General features: G+C 59.4%; 17 protein-coding genes. 5 read left to right on the top strand and 12 right to left on the bottom strand.

The window, feature by feature from the left end:
* Positions 1–13: 13 nt before the first annotated feature.
* The gene (pdxB, locus tag B9Q17_RS04030) at positions 14–1,168 is read left to right on the top strand and encodes a 4-phosphoerythronate dehydrogenase PdxB (RefSeq protein WP_094624196.1); all 1,155 of its coding nucleotides are present in this window, start codon (positions 14–16) and stop codon (positions 1,166–1,168) included.
* A 90-nt stretch (positions 1,169–1,258) separates the two neighbouring features.
* Here pdxB and htpX read toward each other — a convergent pair whose 3' ends face one another.
* From htpX to B9Q17_RS04015, 3 genes are all read right to left on the bottom strand, one after another.
* Positions 1,259–2,140, bottom strand: a complete 882-nt coding sequence (htpX, locus tag B9Q17_RS04025) for a protease HtpX (RefSeq protein ID WP_058340045.1) — start codon at positions 2,138–2,140, stop codon at positions 1,259–1,261.
* Between the two features lie 93 nt (positions 2,141–2,233).
* Entirely contained in the window at positions 2,234–2,707 is a 474-nt protein-coding gene (locus tag B9Q17_RS04020; protein WP_094624195.1) for a hypothetical protein, read from the bottom strand.
* Between the two features lie 12 nt (positions 2,708–2,719).
* Complete coding sequence (locus tag B9Q17_RS04015) at positions 2,720–3,934, bottom strand: pyridoxal phosphate-dependent aminotransferase (protein ID WP_022988002.1); 1,215 nt, start codon at positions 3,932–3,934, stop codon at positions 2,720–2,722.
* A gap of 204 nt (positions 3,935–4,138) precedes the next feature.
* Here B9Q17_RS04015 and B9Q17_RS04010 point away from each other — a divergent pair, with 204 nt between their 5' ends.
* On the top strand, positions 4,139–4,624 hold the full coding sequence (locus B9Q17_RS04010) for a glutathione peroxidase (protein ID WP_022988001.1): 486 nt from the start codon (positions 4,139–4,141) through the stop codon (positions 4,622–4,624).
* 4 nt (positions 4,625–4,628) lie between these two features.
* On the top strand, positions 4,629–5,096 hold the full coding sequence (locus tag B9Q17_RS04005) for a MarR family winged helix-turn-helix transcriptional regulator (protein WP_094624194.1): 468 nt from the start codon (positions 4,629–4,631) through the stop codon (positions 5,094–5,096).
* Here the strand turns inward: B9Q17_RS04005 and B9Q17_RS04000 are convergent.
* Positions 5,047–7,038 (bottom strand): ATP-binding protein, encoded by a 1,992-nt coding sequence (locus tag B9Q17_RS04000; RefSeq protein ID WP_094624193.1) that lies wholly within the window; start codon positions 7,036–7,038, stop codon positions 5,047–5,049. The genes B9Q17_RS04005 and B9Q17_RS04000 overlap by 50 nt on opposite strands.
* Before the next feature lie 184 nt (positions 7,039–7,222).
* On the opposite strand from B9Q17_RS04000, the gene B9Q17_RS03995 reads away from it, so the two are divergent.
* Positions 7,223–8,233, top strand: coding sequence for a LysR family transcriptional regulator (locus B9Q17_RS03995; RefSeq protein ID WP_022987998.1), 1,011 nt, complete (start codon positions 7,223–7,225; stop codon positions 8,231–8,233).
* On the opposite strand, the gene B9Q17_RS03990 is transcribed toward B9Q17_RS03995, so the two are convergent.
* The 8 genes from B9Q17_RS03990 to B9Q17_RS18465 all read right to left on the bottom strand — a co-directional run bounded on the left by B9Q17_RS03990 (position 8,222) and on the right by B9Q17_RS18465 (position 15,164).
* Positions 8,222–9,187 (bottom strand): GNAT family N-acetyltransferase, encoded by a 966-nt coding sequence (locus tag B9Q17_RS03990; protein ID WP_094624192.1) that lies wholly within the window; start codon positions 9,185–9,187, stop codon positions 8,222–8,224. The genes B9Q17_RS03995 and B9Q17_RS03990 overlap by 12 nt on opposite strands.
* A 3-nt stretch (positions 9,188–9,190) precedes the next feature.
* Complete coding sequence (locus B9Q17_RS03985) at positions 9,191–10,342, bottom strand: cupin domain-containing protein (protein WP_094624191.1); 1,152 nt, start codon at positions 10,340–10,342, stop codon at positions 9,191–9,193.
* Between the two features lie 14 nt (positions 10,343–10,356).
* Complete coding sequence (gene purB / locus B9Q17_RS03980) at positions 10,357–11,724, bottom strand: adenylosuccinate lyase (RefSeq protein WP_094624190.1); 1,368 nt, start codon at positions 11,722–11,724, stop codon at positions 10,357–10,359.
* Positions 11,725–11,805: 81 nt separating this feature from the next.
* The gene (gene hflD / locus B9Q17_RS03975) at positions 11,806–12,426 is read right to left on the bottom strand and encodes a high frequency lysogenization protein HflD (protein ID WP_022987994.1); all 621 of its coding nucleotides are present in this window, start codon (positions 12,424–12,426) and stop codon (positions 11,806–11,808) included.
* On the bottom strand, positions 12,423–13,589 hold the full coding sequence (gene mnmA, locus B9Q17_RS03970; RefSeq protein WP_094624189.1) for a tRNA 2-thiouridine(34) synthase MnmA: 1,167 nt from the start codon (positions 13,587–13,589) through the stop codon (positions 12,423–12,425). The genes hflD and mnmA overlap by 4 nt, the downstream gene beginning before the upstream one ends.
* A gap of 51 nt (positions 13,590–13,640) precedes the next feature.
* Positions 13,641–14,090 carry an NUDIX hydrolase gene (locus tag B9Q17_RS03965; protein ID WP_094624188.1) on the bottom strand — a complete coding sequence of 150 codons (450 nt, stop codon included), beginning with the start codon at positions 14,088–14,090 and terminating at the stop codon, positions 13,641–13,643.
* Positions 14,087–14,725: a pseudouridine synthase gene (locus B9Q17_RS03960; protein ID WP_094624187.1), complete on the bottom strand. Its 639-nt coding sequence runs from the start codon at positions 14,723–14,725 to the stop codon at positions 14,087–14,089. The genes B9Q17_RS03965 and B9Q17_RS03960 overlap by 4 nt, the downstream gene beginning before the upstream one ends.
* A gap of 127 nt (positions 14,726–14,852) precedes the next feature.
* On the bottom strand, positions 14,853–15,164 hold the full coding sequence (locus B9Q17_RS18465; RefSeq protein WP_273133032.1) for a cold shock domain-containing protein: 312 nt from the start codon (positions 15,162–15,164) through the stop codon (positions 14,853–14,855).
* A gap of 297 nt (positions 15,165–15,461) precedes the next feature.
* On the opposite strand from B9Q17_RS18465, the gene clpS reads away from it, so the two are divergent.
* A complete protein-coding gene (gene clpS / locus B9Q17_RS03950; RefSeq protein WP_022987989.1) occupies positions 15,462–15,821 on the top strand; it encodes an ATP-dependent Clp protease adapter ClpS in 360 nt (119 codons plus the stop codon).
* Positions 15,822–15,829: the final 8 nt, after the last annotated feature.

Genomic DNA, 15,829 nt, shown 5'->3' with positions numbered 1-15,829 from the left:
CCGGAGACAGGTTATGTTGATCGTTGCAGATGAGAATATTCCGTTACTCGATGCCTTTTTCGGGGATATCGGGGAGATTCGCCGGGTTACCGGAAGAACCCTGAGCCGGGACCAGGTGGAAGATGCCGACATCCTGCTGGTGCGGTCGGTAACCCCGGTCGGGCCCGGGTTACTGGAAGGCACCCGGGTAAAGTTTGTCGGTACCACCACCATCGGCACCGATCACGTGGACCTGGACTGGCTGGAACAGCAGGGCATTGCCTTCGCGGCTGCCCCCGGCTGTAATGCCAGCAGCGTGGCGGAATATGTGTTGTCGGTGCTTTCGCTGTTTGCCGAGCGCCAGGGGCGTGATGACTGGAGCTCTCTGAGTGTCGGGATTGTCGGCGTTGGCAATGTTGGCGGAACCCTCGCCCGGGTTCTTGACCGGCTCGGTTTCGAGGTTCGGTTGTGTGATCCGCCGAGGCAGGACGCCGAGCCGGAGTCAGACGAAGCCTTTGTGAGCCTGGCGGAAGCGCTGGAGTGCGATGTCGTCACCCTGCACACGCCGCTGACCCGAACCGGTGCCCATGCTACCCACCATATGATTTCCTCAGCGGAGCTTGCGGCACTTCGGCCCAACCAGCTGCTGATCAATTCTGGCCGTGGCGAAGTCATCGATAACCAGGCCCTGAAACATCGCCTCGAACAGGCTGATGCACCACTGGCAGCGCTGGATGTCTGGGAAGGCGAGCCCCGTATCGATCCCGAACTGGTGGCGCTGACCTGGCTGGCGACGCCCCATATTGCCGGTTATAGCCTGGAAGGCAAGGTTCAGGGCACAGAGATGATCTACCAGGCTCTGAGTCAGTTTCTGGGGTTGCCGGTGCGCAAGAAGGCCGGCCAGTTTTTGCCGGAACCGGCCATGAGCAAGGTCTCGTTTACCAGCAATGCCGCCGAGGATGCGGCGATCCGCATTGCGCTCCGGGCTTGTTATGACCCCCGCCAGGACGACGCCCGCCTGCGATTGGCGATGACAGGAGCCCCGGAAGAGTGGGGCATGGCTTTTGACCAGCTGCGCCGGGACTACCCGGTACGGCGGGAATGCTCCAGCCTGAAGGTTCAGCTCAAAGGCAGTAGCAAGTCGCTGCAGGACAGTTTCAAGGCCATCGGTTTCAAGCTGAAAATCTGACCAGGATGCTTGCCTGGTTCTTGCCTGGTTGGCGAAAAGCAGAAGGGGCGCATAGTGCGCCCCTTCTTCGTTATGGCCTGGCTGATCCGCTTACAGCTTGGCGTTCTGCAGCGCGGCAATCCGGTCTTCCAGCGGAGGGTGGGTCATGAACATGGCAGCCAGTCCGGAGCGGGCTCCACGGTTGATACCGAAGGCCTGCAGGGTATCCGGCATCTGGTCCGGCACCTCGCTTTCCTGTTTCAGGCGGGCCAGGGCATTGATCATGGCGCCGCGCCCTGCCAGCTGGGCGCCGGCAATATCAGCCCGGAATTCCCGGCGACGGGAGAACCAGAACACTATGGTGCTGGCCAGGATACCCAGGACGATTTCCGCAACGATGCTGACCACAAAGAAGCCAAGCCCGTGGCCGTTTTCGTTCTTGAAAATCACCCGGTCGACAAACGAGCCGATCACCCGGGATGCAAAAATAACGAAGGTGTTCACCACGCCCTGAATCAGGGTCAGGGTCACCATGTCGCCATTGGCCACGTGGCCGATTTCATGGCCCAGCACGGCCCGAATTTCATCCTTGTTGAAACGGTGCAAAAGGCCTTCGCTGACGGCGACCAGCGAGTCGTTCTTGTTCCAGCCGGTGGCAAAGGCGTTGGACTGGGACGCCGGGAAAATCGCGACTTCCGGCATGCCGATGCCGGCATTCTTCGCCAGTTCCGCGACGGTATCCACCAGCCAGCGCTCGGCAGGGGTGCGGGGCGACTCAATCACCTGCGCCTTGGTGCTCCACTTGGCCATGGGTTTGGAGATCAGCAGGGAAATGATCGCACCGGCAAAGCCGAAGACGGCGGCAAAGGCCAGCAGGGAGCCGTAATCAATGCCTTGCCCGGCCAGGTAGCTGTCGACCCCGAGCAGGCGCAGGGTAAAGCTTGCCACCAGAATAACGGCCAGGTTAGTGGCCAGAAACAACAGAATGCGCATAGAGTTTTCCTGTAGTGACGTACGCTGAATCGTGTTGGCTGTCTGACCGTTATATGTGGCCCGGGTTCACTGCTTCAAGATCCTTACCGCGATTTAATGCAGCCCTTCGGCACTGAAATCCGTAAAGAAAGCGGCCTGCACGGCCAGGCTGATACGGGTGGAACTGCCGTTTTTCAGGGCGGCCCGAAGCAGGTGGGTATAGGTAGACAGGTCCTGCTGGACTGAGGCCGGAAGGTTCGCTTCCTCGGGCAGGGCATTCAGCTTCCGGGCCAGTGATTGTGGTGCCGGTGCGCTGAGGCGAACGAAGGCTTCCCGGGTCAGCACCGCCTGGTCCAGGGCTTCCTGGCGGATGGTGTCGACATATCGCAGCAAACCTTCTTCCTGCAGCCACAGCAGGGCGCCGAAGCAAGCCATGTGGCGTTTGCTGTGCAGCCCGAATTCGTCCGGCTCATCCGGGCCGGCAATGTCTTCCACAAACAGGTTGGTGCGCCTGGGGAAGGTCGCGTACAACTGCGCCAGGGCGATGGCTACGTCCTTGTAAAATTCCTCGACATGAATGTCGGCCATAATAGATCCCGATTATTGGCGGTAGTGTTCCAGGAAGTTGGCCAGCCGTCCCATGGCGTCTGCCATGGTGTCCTGGCGGGGCAGGAACACCACCCGGAGGTGTTGCTTGTCGTCGATGTTGAAGGCGGACCCCTGTACCAGCAAGATTTTTTCCTGCAGCAGCAAGTCCAGCACCAGTTTTTCATCGTTGGCGATGGGGAAGTGCTTGGGGTCCAGCTTCGGGAACATGTACAGGGCGCCCTGAGGCTTCACACAGCTGACGCCCGGAATGTCGTTGAGCATGCGCCAGGTGGTTTCGCGCTGTTCATAGAGCCGGCCGCCGGGTGCCACCAGGTCGTTGATGGACTGGTAGCCGCCCAGGGCGGTCTGGATGGCCAGCTGGGCCGGCACGTTGGCGCACAGGCGCATGTTCGACAGCATCTCGATGCCTTCGATCAGGTCCCGTGCCCGGTGCTTGGCGCCGCTGATGATCATCCAGCCGGAACGGTAGCCGGCAGCCCGGTAGTTTTTCGACAGGCCGTTGTAGGTAAAGAACAGCACGTCTTCGGCCAGGGAGGCGATGGACGTGTGCACGGTGCCGTCGTACAGAATCTTGTCGTAGATTTCGTCAGCCAGGATGATCAGGTTGTGCTTGCGGGCCAGTTCGATCACCTGGTGCAGCAGCTCATCCGAATACACCGCGCCTGTGGGGTTGTTCGGGTTGATCAGAACAATGGCCTTGGTGCGACGGGTGATCTTCTTCTTGATGTCGTCGATATCCGGGAACCAGTTCTGCTGCTCGTCGCAACGGTAGTGCACCGGCTTGCCGCTGGACAGGGTGACGGCTGCAGTCCACAGCGGGTAATCCGGGGCTGGTATCAGCACTTCGTCGCCGGTATTGAGCATGGCCTGCATGGACATCACGATCAGTTCACTGACGCCGTTACCCAGGTAGATATCATCAATGTCTACCCGGGGAATGCCGCGCTGCTGGCTGTAATGCATGACCGCCTTGCGGGCAGAGAACAGGCCCTTGGACTCCACATAGCCCTGGGCCTGGTGCATGTTGTAGATCACATCCTGCTGGATCTCTTCGGGCACATCCAGTTCGAAGGCGGCCGGGTTGCCGATATTGAGCTTGAGTACCCGGTGGCCTTCTTCCTCGAGCCGACGCGCCTCACGCAGAACCACGCCACGAATTTCATAACATACGTTGTCGAGTTTGGCGGATTTGAAATAGTTCTGCATGGCGTGATGCGTCCTTAACGAAAAACGGGAAAAGTTTCCGGATAACGGAAGCTTACTATTCTAGCGGAGGGATGTACCGGGGTAACAGGGGCAATTGTGACCAATTGTGGCGAATTACGGATTGATCACATAGCAGCTCTGGTTTTAAGCAATTAAATTGTGCACAATTGATATTCATTCGGCTCACAACAGGACAGGTGATTTATGTCGGAAGCAACCGTTTACGATTTCAGTGCCACGGACATCAAGGGCAACGAAACGTCCCTGGCGGATTATCGGGGCAAAGTTTTGCTGATCGTGAATACCGCATCCAAGTGCGGCTTCACGCCCCAGTTCGAGGGGCTGCAAGCCTTGCACAAGGACCTGGGAGAAAAGGGCTTTGAGGTGCTGGGATTTCCCTGCAACCAGTTTTTGAGCCAGGACCCGGGTGACGATAACGCTATCAGCCAGTTCTGCTCGCTAAACTACGGCGTGAGCTTCCCGATGTTTGCCAAGATTGAGGTGAACGGCGAGGGCACCCATCCGCTGTTCCGGTTCCTGAAAAAAGAAGCCCGGGGTGTGATGGGGTCGGAGAAGGTCAAATGGAACTTTACCAAGTTTCTGGTAAACCGTGATGGTGCTGTAGTCCGGCGCTATGCACCCACCGCCAAGCCGGAGGATATCCGCGCTGACATTGAGAAGCTGCTCTGAATCCATGACGGACCAGAGCCCGATGCTGGCACTCGATAACCAGATTTGTTTTGCGCTCTATGCGGCCAACCGGGCTGTGACGGCCCGGTACCGTCCTTTATTGGCCGGGCTCGGGCTCACCTATCCGCAGTACCTGGCGATGCTGGTGCTGTGGGAGCTGGATGACGGTGGAGCCGGGCCAAGGGTGTCTGACCTGGGGCAGCGGTTGCGGCTGGATTCCGGAACCCTGACACCCTTGCTCAAGCGGCTCGAAGAACGCAAATTGCTGTTGCGTACCCGCCGGGGGGATGACGAGCGGGTGGTGCGCATAGCCCTGACCGATGCTGGCCGCGAACTGAAGGCCCGGGCCGCGGGCATACCGGAACAGTTGTTGTGCGGGCTTGACGTGGAGCCCGCTCAGTTGGTGGCGCTGCGCCAGCAACTCAGGGGGCTGCTGGCGGCTCTTGAGCAGGCGGAGCCCAGCGCTCAATAACCGCCCTGAGCTCGTCCCGTTTATAGGGTTTGGTGATGTAATCGTTCATGCCGCAGGCCAGGCAATGTTCCCGGTCGCCCTGTAACACGTTGGCGGTAACGGCAATAACCGGAAGTTCGGCCCACTCGGGGTTCTGGCGAATGGTCCGGGTTGCCTCGAAGCCGTCCATGACGGGCATCTGGCAATCCATCAGGATGATGTCATATTGCTGGCGCTGCAGTGCAGCCAGCGCCCGCTCGCCGTTCTCGGCCATGTCAACCCGGTGCCCGAGTTTTCTCAGCAGCCCGCTGGCAACCAGTTGGTTTACCCGGTTATCTTCCACCAGCAGAATCTTCAGGGGTGACACCTTTGAAGATTCGTCTGCTGGTTCGGAGGCTGGCATCCGGGGTTCGGTCTTCGCCACTGCCAGGGGCAGGATGACGGTGAAATGGGTGCCAGCGTCTATGCGCGAATCGACCAGGATCCGGCCCTTCATGTGTTCCACGAGCTGCCTGCACAGGGCCAGGCCCAGACCGGTTCCGCCATAGAGCCGGGTTGTGCCGGTATCCGCCTGAGAAAATGGCGAGAAAATTCGGTCAAGGCCTTCGTCAGACATGCCGATGCCGGTGTCTATCACTTCGATACGCAGGCTGCCACCGGTCCAGCTGGTGCGTACTTTCACACTGCCGGTGTCGGTGAATTTGATGGCGTTGCCCAGCAGGTTATTGATGATCTGCCGGGTGCGGGTGGGATCACCCAGAAAGCAGGCGGGTAAGTCCGGATCGGTTTCGCTGATCAGCTGGATCTGTTTGCCTTCGGCCTGTTGGCGATGCAGCGTGGTGCATTCGTCGATCAGCTCGCGCATGCTGAACGGTATGGTCTCCAGGCTTAGCTTTCCGGCCTCTACCTTGGAAATGTCCAGGATGTCGTTGAGCAAACCAAGCAGGTTTTCCCCGGCATTCAGGGCAATTTCCAGGCGATTGCGCTGGCCCTGGTCTTTTTCACTTTCCAGCGCCAGCCCCAGCATCCCAAGCACGCCGTTCAGGGGGGTGCGGATTTCATGGCTCATGCTGGCCAGAAAGTCGGCCCTGGTGCGGGCACGCCGTACCGCATCTTCCTTCGCCTTGACCAGGGCCCGGTTACCCCGCTGAAGGGCGTCGTTTTTCTCGGAAATTTCCCGGGTCCGGTCCGCAACTTCCTGTTCCAGCTGGCTGGAATAGTTCTTCATGGTAGCTTCAGCCGTTCGCAGTTGCGAAACGCTGTTGTCCATGTTTTCCAGGTGTTCATTGATAATGCCCACCATGGTGCCGATCTCGTCTTCCCGGTGGTTTTCCGGAACCGGCAGGCGAACTTTTTCCGGGGAGCTGGCGTTTACCTGGCTCAGGGCGTTGATTACGTTGAGCATGGGGCGGGTGAGCACAAAGTAGAAAATGGCCAGCAACACCCCGGATAACGCCAGGCTTTTCAGTAGCCCGATAACCAGGGTGTAGGTGGCACGCTCAAGGAACCGTATGCCGTAGTGGTAGGTATCGATGGTCACCACCAGCTGGCCCAGGGGCAGGTCTGCCAGCTGGGGTACCCGAAGGTTTTCCCGGAACACCCGGTCTGCGCCGAACAACAGGTCGCTGGCCCAGCGGTAGCGGGATTCCGGGCTGCTTTCGCTGGAGGCCGACATGGTCTGGCCTTCGTTATCGATCAGCCGGGCATCGATGGCGGCCGGGTGCTGCAGCAGGCCGTCGAGGAGTTCATCGGCCAGCCGCATGTCTATGTTGTAGGCAATCTGGGACGCGGGGCTGTGGCTGGTTTCAATCAGGGCTTGGACTTCCCGCTCCATGGAATCGCGGGCGTCAAAATAATCCAGGGTAATCTGGATCAGGTTCAGCACCAGGCCTACGGCCATGGCAACCAGAACGGTGTCCCGGGTAAGGCGGTAGGAGAGCCGTTGCCTGAAACTTTTGAACACGGTGGTGGTGGATCCCTGGATAAGCGCGGTGTTTTGCGCCAGAGCGTAGCAGAATTCTCCGGGTCAGTCCGTTAACCTGCGTAACCGCATTGGCCATTCATTTAATGAATCATGTGATTCCTGTATATTGAAGCGGTGAATAGTCGGCCGGTTGTCGGGCCGAGAACCCCTGATGGAGTTGCCCATGGATATTTCCCGCGTAGACCTCAACCTGCTCGTATACCTGGATGTGTTGCTGCGGGAGCGCAATGTAACCAAGGCCGCCAACCATCTGGGCATTACCCAGCCGGCCATGAGTAACGGCCTGCGCCGCTTGCGGGACTTGTTCGGCGATCCCTTGCTGGTTCGTACCAGCGAAGGCATGACCGCGACTGAACGGGCCCGGGAGCTGCAGCCCCTGGTGCGGGGGATCTTGTCGAACATCGAACAGGCGGTGCAGGAAAAGACGCCGTTTGCGGCCCACGACAGCCAGCGGGTGTTCCGGATCATGGCCAGTGACTACGCCGAATCCTGCCTGATGCCGAGGGTATTGCGGCGGATTCGCCAGGAAGCGCCCCATGTGACCCTGGATGTCCTGACCCCCAGTGATGTCAGCTTCCTGGACGTGGAGCAGGGCCGGCTCGACATGGCCATCAACCGCTTCGACAAGATTCCCCAGTCGTTTCACCAGAAAACCCTCTGGACCGAATACTTTGCCTGCCTGATGAATTCCCACAATCCGATCCTCAGGCAGCCGTTCACCCTGGACACCTACCTGGAAGCCAGCCATATCTGGGTCAGCAAAACCGGTTTTGGTGTGGGTGTCGGGGTAAACCCGAAAGATGTCCAGCGTTTGGGGTGGGTAGACGAAGCTCTGGGGCGGATGGGGCGTAAACGCCAGATTTCCGTGTTTACCCGCCATTACCAGGTGGCCATGTTGCTGGCCGAGCAGCACGACCTGATTGCAACGCTGCCGTCACGGGCGGCCTGGCTGCAGAAAGATAATCCGAACCTGGTGGTGAAGGTGCCGCCGTTCGAAATCCCGCCGTTCGAACTGAAAATGGCCTGGAGTCCCTTGCTGCAGCACAACAGTGACCATCAGTGGTTGCGCCGGCTGATCATTGAAGTGGCCGAGGAGGTGGATGAGGAATTTGCGCCGTTCGGTGCCCGTTTCGAATCGCCCCAGGCAATCTACGGGCAACACTCAGAGCGGTAGTTCCCGCAGTTCCATGGAGGGACGGGCGGCGTCCCACATGCGCTGGAAGGATTCTTCCATCAGCTTTACCCGGCCTGATGCGGCGAAGCCTGCAAAGCCGTCGGGTTTGTTGAAGTGGTGGCGGTAAAGAACCCCTTCACGGTCAACCAGCATGAACGGCTGGTCTTCCATCGGGTAGTCGGCGTTTACCAGCCTTAGCTCCATGCGGCTGCTCAGGCGACGCATCAGCTCAACCAGCTGGTGCCGGCGTTTCACCAGGGGTTTGTCGTCGTGGATCAGCAGGCGGACTTCGCTCAGGCGGTGTCGGCGGGCTACCGCAGAAATCAGTTCCCGCAGCCGGTAACGGTCATACAGGTCGTGGTCCAGCAGGTTGTCATACAGCCACAGGCGCTGGCCGGCCTGGCCCACCAGCGAATCCATCAGGCCGAGCATGGTGGCTTCGTCGTGGAACAGCCAGCTCTCGGTGTCGGCCCCGAGAATCAGCGGTTGGGTGCGGTCAGCGAGTGCCTGGTGGGCCAGCGAGGGCGCAAGGCAACGCATATCCAGGTGGGGGATGCCGGCGTCATCGTAGGGCTCGGAGCAAATATGGAAGCCGAAGCGCCCGTAGAAGCCGGTGGCGTGGTTCTGGGCTGATAGCCGAAGTTCCTGGAAGCGCCCGGCAGATTCCGCAATCAGGTGCCGCAGCAGCGCCTCGCCCACACCTTGGCCACGGTATTCCGGAAGCACGGCCATTCGCCCGATAAAACCGGTTTCTTCCATGGTGGAAAACAGCCGGGCCGTGGCCATGGGGGTATTGGCCTGATCGACTGCCAGGTAATGATCGGCAATCTCGTCAGTGTCGTCCCACTCAAGCTCCGGCGGCACCTTCTGCTCATCGATAAACACCCGCTGGCGGATGTCGCGGATGGAGGCAGGGGCCAGTTGCCAGCTGTATTTGCGAAATCTCGGAGTCATGGCTTACTCGAAGTACAATGAACCCTGGTTATACAGGTTGGTCAGCAGGCCCAGCAGGGCCTCGTCACCGGCAAATTCGGCCAGGGCCGACATATCTATGCGGGCTCCGGCACACAGCACGGGTGCCAGTAGCTGGGCATCGCCTTTCAGCAGGTATTGCTCACCATCCACAAACAGGGCGGTTTCACCGGCCAGTTCATGGTAGGCAAAGCGGGAGCCTTCGTTCCAGCGCAGCTGCTCGCCGGCGCGGATGGCTTCCGCCAGGTCTTCTGCTTCAGCGGGCTCCTCTGCCGGCACCACGATGTCCATGCTCTTGGGAGCGGTGGTGAACTGGCCGAACCACAGGGCCAGGTTGCGGCGGTCGCCCAGCTGTTCGCGGATTACCGTATCCAGCCGGTCGATAACCTCCGCACCGATGGTGCCCGGGTTGTCCTGAACCTGCAGGTCCGGGTCGTCCAGGTGTTCGGCGGCCTTTTCTTTCTGGCTCAGGAAATCGGTAAAGCTGGTCAGGATGTCGTCGATGGTGGGCGCACGAAAGCCGACAGACAGGGTGATGCAGTCGTCTTCCGCCACACCGTGGTGGCCGATACCCGGGGGCAGGTACAACATATCGCCCGGTGCCAGTGTGACGGTTTCTTCGCCATCCCAGCTGCTCAGAATGCGCAGGGGCGTGCCTTCCACCCGTGGCGATGCATGGTCGCAGTGGCCGCCAAAGGTCCAACGGCGATGGCCCTGGGCCTGCAGCAGGAAGACGTCGTACATGTCGTAGTGAGGGCCAACGCTGCCACCTTTCGGGGCATAGCTGGCCATGATGTCATCCAGGCGCCAGTTGGGGACGAAACGGAAGTTGTCGAGCAGGTCGGCAATTTCCGGTACCCAGTGGTCCAAGCCCTGAACCAGCAGGGTCCAGTCCTGTTCCGGCAGGTCGCTGAAGCGATCCGGGTTGAACGGGCCGTTGTGCAGTTGCCAGGGTTTGCCGGCATCGTTCTCGATGACGATGCGGGATTCCACCGCTTCTTCACAAGCCAGGCCGGCCAGTTCGTCCGGGCTGACCGGGCACTGGAAACCGGGAAATGCCTGACGGATCACCAGGGGCTTTTTCTGCCAGTAATCCCGCAGAAATTCAGAAGCTGTCAATCCGCCAAGCATGTCCATGGTGTTGCTCCCGTTTAAATGTTGCCGGCCTGTTCGACGGCATTACCGATGTAAGTGTCCGGAGTCAGGTTGCGCAGTTCGGCCTTGGCTTCTTCCGGAATTTCCAGGGTCTCCACGAAATTCTTGATGACTTCCGCGCTCATGGTTTTGCCGCGGGTCAAGTCCTTGAGTTTTTCGTAGGGCTTTTCGATGTTGTAGCGGCGCATCACGGTCTGGATCGGCTCGGCCAGTACTTCCCAGGCGTTGTTCAGGTCTTCGTTCAGGCGCGCCGGGTTGATTTCCAGCTTGCCCAGGCCTTTCAGGGAGGCTTCGTAGGCAATCAGGCTGTGTGCGAAACCAACGCCCAGGTTGCGCAGTACGGTAGAGTCGGTCAGGTCACGCTGCCAGCGGGAAATCGGCAGCTTGGCAGACAGGTGGCCGAAGATGGCGTTGGCGATGCCCAGGTTGCCTTCGGAGTTTTCGAAGTCGATGGGGTTCACCTTGTGGGGCATGGTAGAGGAGCCGATTTCGCCGGCCACCGTCTTCTGCTTGAAGTAACCCAGTGAGATGTAGCCCCAGATGTCCCGGTCGAGGTCGATCAGGATGGTGTTGAAGCGGGCAATGGCATCATACAGCTCGGCAATGTAGTCGTGGGGCTCGATCTGGGTGGTGTACGGGTTCCAGTCCAGGCCGAGGCTCTCGACGAACTCTTCGGCGTTGGCGGCCCAGTCTACATCCGGATAGGCAGACAGGTGGGCGTTGTAGTTGCCCACGGCACCGTTGATCTTGCCCATGATTTCCACTTCACGAATCTGCAGCAACTGACGGCGCAGGCGGTAAACCACGTTGGCCAGTTCCTTGCCCACGGTCGTGGGAGAGGCGGTCTGGCCATGGGTGCGGGACAGCATCGGCTGTTCGGCGTGTTCCTTGGCCAGCTCGGCCAGCTTGTCGACCACCTTTTCCATGCCTGGCAGCAGTCCATGGTCCAGTCCTTCGCGCAGCATCAGGGCGTGGGACAGGTTGTTGATGTCTTCGGAGGTGCAGGCGAAGTGCACGAATTCGGTCACTGCGTGCAGCTCGGGCACATCGGCGATCTTTTCTTTGATCAGGTATTCGACCGCTTTCACATCGTGGTTGGTGGTGCGTTCGATTTCCTTGATGCGCTCGGCATCGGCCAGGCTGAATTCGCTGACCAGCTTGTCCAGGAAGGCATTGGCTTCGGCAGAGAACGCCGGCACTTCGGTAATGGCCGGGTGTGCGGCCAATTGTTGCAGCCAGCGGATTTCGACGGTTACCCGGTTACGGATCAGGCCGTATTCACTGAAGATGCTGCGAAATACGCTGACTTTACTGCCGTAGCGGCCATCGACCGGGGAAATAGCGGTCAGGGCGGTGAGTTCCATCGAAAACCTCTCAGTTCATCAAAGAAAAATCGGATCGGGAAAATATGAAGGCGTTAATGATACACCAGAGGACGCTGCGAATCAGCGCAGCAGCTCCCTGGCGTGCAGGATCACTTTCTTGCGCTTGAAGATCAGTTGCCAGCGGTGGCCGCCACTCTGGCGCCAGAGTACAGCCGAACGGATGCCGGCCAGCAGCAGGGCACGGACTTTGTGCTGGTTGTCTTCCCGCTGCAGCATGTTGGGGTTACCGCTGACCTGGATGCGCGGGCCCAGGGTACTGATGGTGTCGCTGTATACGGATGCCAGGTTGCTCAGCAGGTTGCTGTGGGTGTAACCGAAATGGCTGGCGGTGTGGCGGGCCTGCTCAATGCGGTTGCCGAGCACATCCATTACATCGCCCTTGCGCTTGAGCTTGGATTCCAGGTGAATCAGGTTCAGCACATAGCGCAGGACCTCTGCGTCCTGCGGACGGGCTTGCTGGGCGAATACGGTCGACAGCACCTGCAGGCCATCGCGGATGTCGGACAACTCGCCACCGTAAACATCCAGCGTGGTCTCAGGATCTGTGGCAAACAGCGAGCGGATGCAGGTTTCCATGGCCGCTTCGTTGCAGTAGCCGGTGTGGGCAATTTCCCGCACCAGCGCGGCTGCCTGAAAGATACCCGCCAGGGCCAGGGTCTGGTCGTGCAGGGAACGGCTCATGCGTCGGCTTCCGCAGCCAGGCGGGCGGGCAGGGGCTCGCCATCGCGCCAGGTTTCTTCAATCACACCGCCACCGAGACAGATTGCGCCTTGATAGAACACTACAGATTGCCCGGGGGTCACCGCACGCTGGGCATCGTCAAAGACCACCTTCACGCCTCCATCGATGATCGTGACTTCGCAGTCCTGGTCCGGCTGGCGGTAACGGGTTTTGGCCTTGCACCGGAACTGCTGCGCCGGCGGTTCGCCTGCGACCCAGTCGATGGCGCCGGAGACCAGGCCCCGGGAAAACAGCAGCGGGTGGTTCTTGCCCTGAACGGCGATCAGCACGTTGCGGGACAGGTCTTTTTCTGCCACGTACCAGGGTTCATCGCCAAACTCCGCCAGGCCGCCAATGCCCAGACCCTGGCGCTGACCAATGGTGTGGTACATCAGTCCCTGGTGCTTGCCGATCACCTTGCCGTCCGGCGTTTCAATGTTGCCGGGCTGGGCCGGCAGGTATTGCTTCAGGAAGTCGGTGAACTTGCGCTCGCCGATGAAGCAGATACCGGTGGAATCTTTCTTGTCGTGGGTTACAAAACCCTGGGCTTCGGCAATGCGGCGAACTTCCGGCTTTTCCAGTTCGCCCACCGGGAACAGGGTGCGGGCGATGCGGTCGCCGGAGACGGCGTGCAGGAAGTAGCTCTGGTCTTTGTTCGGATCCAGTCCCTTCAGCAGTTGCGCTTTGCCACTGCCATCGTTGAGGGGGCGCTGGCGGGTGTAGTGGCCGGTGGCAATGTAGTCGGCGCCCAGGGTGACGGCGTAATCCAGGAAAGCGCGGAATTTTACTTCCTTGTTGCACAGGATGTCCGGGTTCGGGGTGCGCCCGGCGCTGTATTCGGACAGGAAATGCTCGAACACCCGGTCCCAGTATTCGGCGGCAAAGCTGGCGGTGTGCAGCTTGATACCGATGGCATCGGCCACCGCCTGGGCATCGGCCAGGTCTGTCATGGCAGTGCAGTACTCGGTGCCGTCGTCTTCATCCCAGTTCTTCATGAACAGGCCTTCCACCTGGTAGCCCTGGTCTTTCAGCAACCAGGCAGCTACGGAGGAGTCCACGCCGCCGGACATGCCGACGATCACGCGGGTGTTCTGGGGAGTCTTGGGTTCTGCAGTCTGGGTCATTGGTTTTCCGGGTTACCGCTGTAAAGGGGCGATTTTACCATCTTGTGGCGGTTACGTCTGTCCGTCGACCACCACTTCAAGGGGGAATCGCCGGCCGTTTCGGTAATCCTCGATGCACTGCAGCACCAGCGGGCTGCGCAGCCGGGTGCCCAGGTTGCGGATTTCGTCCAGGGTAAGCCAGTGCGGGGCGATAATGCCGGTATCCAGCTCGGTGGTGATTTGCCTGATGGCTTTGGCGGCGTAACAGAAACGGTAGTAGGTAACGCCGTTGGCCGGGGCCTTGTAGGTGTAAACGCCAAGGAAGGACTCCGGCTCAACCTGCCAGCCGGTTTCTTCCAGAGCTTCGCGCCGGACTGCATCCAGAATGGCTTCGCCTTCCTCGATATGCCCGGCAGGCTGGTTGAAAACGACCTTGCCGTGGCTTTCCTCTTCAACCAGCAGAAAGCGGCCCTGTTCGTCTTCGGTCACAACGGCCACGGTGGCATGGGGTTTCCAGGTCATTTTCGGCTTGGCCTCCTGTTGGTCGTGCGGCGCCCGGGCTTGGTCTTGCGCGGGTTTTGCTTGCCAGCCGGCGGAGTGTCTGGCAAGTGAATGGTTTCAAGGCGGAAATGGCCGGGTTTCAGGCCATCCAGTGTCCAGTCCCCTATCCGGTAGCGGATCAGTCTCAGGGTAGGGTAGCCCACGGCGGCTGTCATGCGCCGCACCTGCCGGTTACGGCCTTCGGTAATGGTGAGTTCCAGCCAGCTGGTGGGGACGGATTCACGGTAACGCACCGGAGGTACCCGGGCCCAGACCTCCGGTTCTGCTATCCGCCTGGCGCTGGCGGGACGGGTAAGGCCGTCTTTCAGTTCGACACCGCTGCACAGTTGTCCGATTGCATCGTCGGAGATCTCCCCTTCAACCTGCACCCAGTAGGTTTTCGGCATTTTGTTGGTGGGGGAGGCAATCCGGTGCTGCAGCGCGCCGTGGTTGGTCAGCAGCAACAGGCCTTCGGAGTCATAGTCCAGCCGGCCGGCGGGGTAGAAACCGGGCTTTTTAATCCATTGGGCAAGGGTTGCGCGGGGTTGTCCGGCGCGGTCATCGGTGAACTGGCTCAGCACCTGGAAAGGTTTGTTGAACAGAATCAGCTCGGCCATGCACGGTTCCTGTTGGTAATACGGAGGAGTGGCAAGCCTAAAGGATTCGGAATTCTGGAAAAAGCAAAAAAAAACACGGCCTGCCGGCTACCCGGCAGGAATCGGGGAAATAATCGCCGCGACTGTCTCAGCCGTTAACAGCTCTCGGAGGATACCCCGAGTGGCCTGACAGCCCGCTATCCGGGGACTCGCCGCCTTGCCTGGACTCCTGGCCCGGTTCCCGCTTTGCTGGCGCTTCATCGGGTACGATGTTGATGGCGTGAACGCCTTTTTCGACCGGCTTTTTGTCGAAGGTGACCGACTGGCCCGCCTTCAGGGTTTTATAACCCTCCATCTGTACCGAAGAAAAATGGGCGAACAGATCGTCACTGCAGCCGTCTTCGATAATAAAGCCGTATCCCTTGGCGTTGTTGAACCATTTGACTTTGCCTCTTGGCATGATGAACTCCCTTGTTCCCTGTCTGTCTTATTATTGGATTGAGCGTTGTGCGAGTGTTGCTTCTGGTTACATAAGTCTTGCGTTTATTTACATTGTTTTACAATGCAGGTTAACTCTCTGCCAATCTGGCGTCTGAGTCAAGAGTTCTGACGGGGTGAATGAGTGGTTGAAGCAGGTCTGGAAGCTGTATCATGTCCGTATTGATAAATAACGCACGCTTGCTCCGATTCCGGCTTGAAAAGCCGCAGTCGGGCAACCACATTTAGTCAGGAAACCGAATAACCGGTAAACAGAACCATGCGGACAATTAAGAATTCTCTACTAGTATTCAATCAGGGGGAGGACGAACAGCCAGGGCGCCATGAGGGGGTCAGTGTTGCGCCTGAAAAGCCTGCCCTGAAGCGCCCGGCCCGATTCCGGGTGGTGCTCCTGAACGACGATTACACACCCATGGACTTCGTGGTGGAAGTATTGATGAAGTTCTTCGGAATGAATGAGGAAAAGGCGACGCAGGTGATGCTGCTCGTCCATACGCAGGGAAAAGCCGTATGTGGGGTATATACCCGTGACATCGCAGAAACAAAGGCGGCACAGGTGAATCAGTATTCTTCGGAATGTGAGCATCCGCTCCTTTGTGAGATTGAACGTGCTGACTGATAGACGGC

The sequence above is a fragment of the Marinobacter vinifirmus genome, assembly GCF_002258215.1.
Lineage (GTDB): Bacteria > Pseudomonadota > Gammaproteobacteria > Pseudomonadales > Oleiphilaceae > Marinobacter > Marinobacter vinifirmus.
Note: the sequence above shows the minus strand (reverse complement) of the source record. Positions and strands in the feature narration are given on the sequence as shown.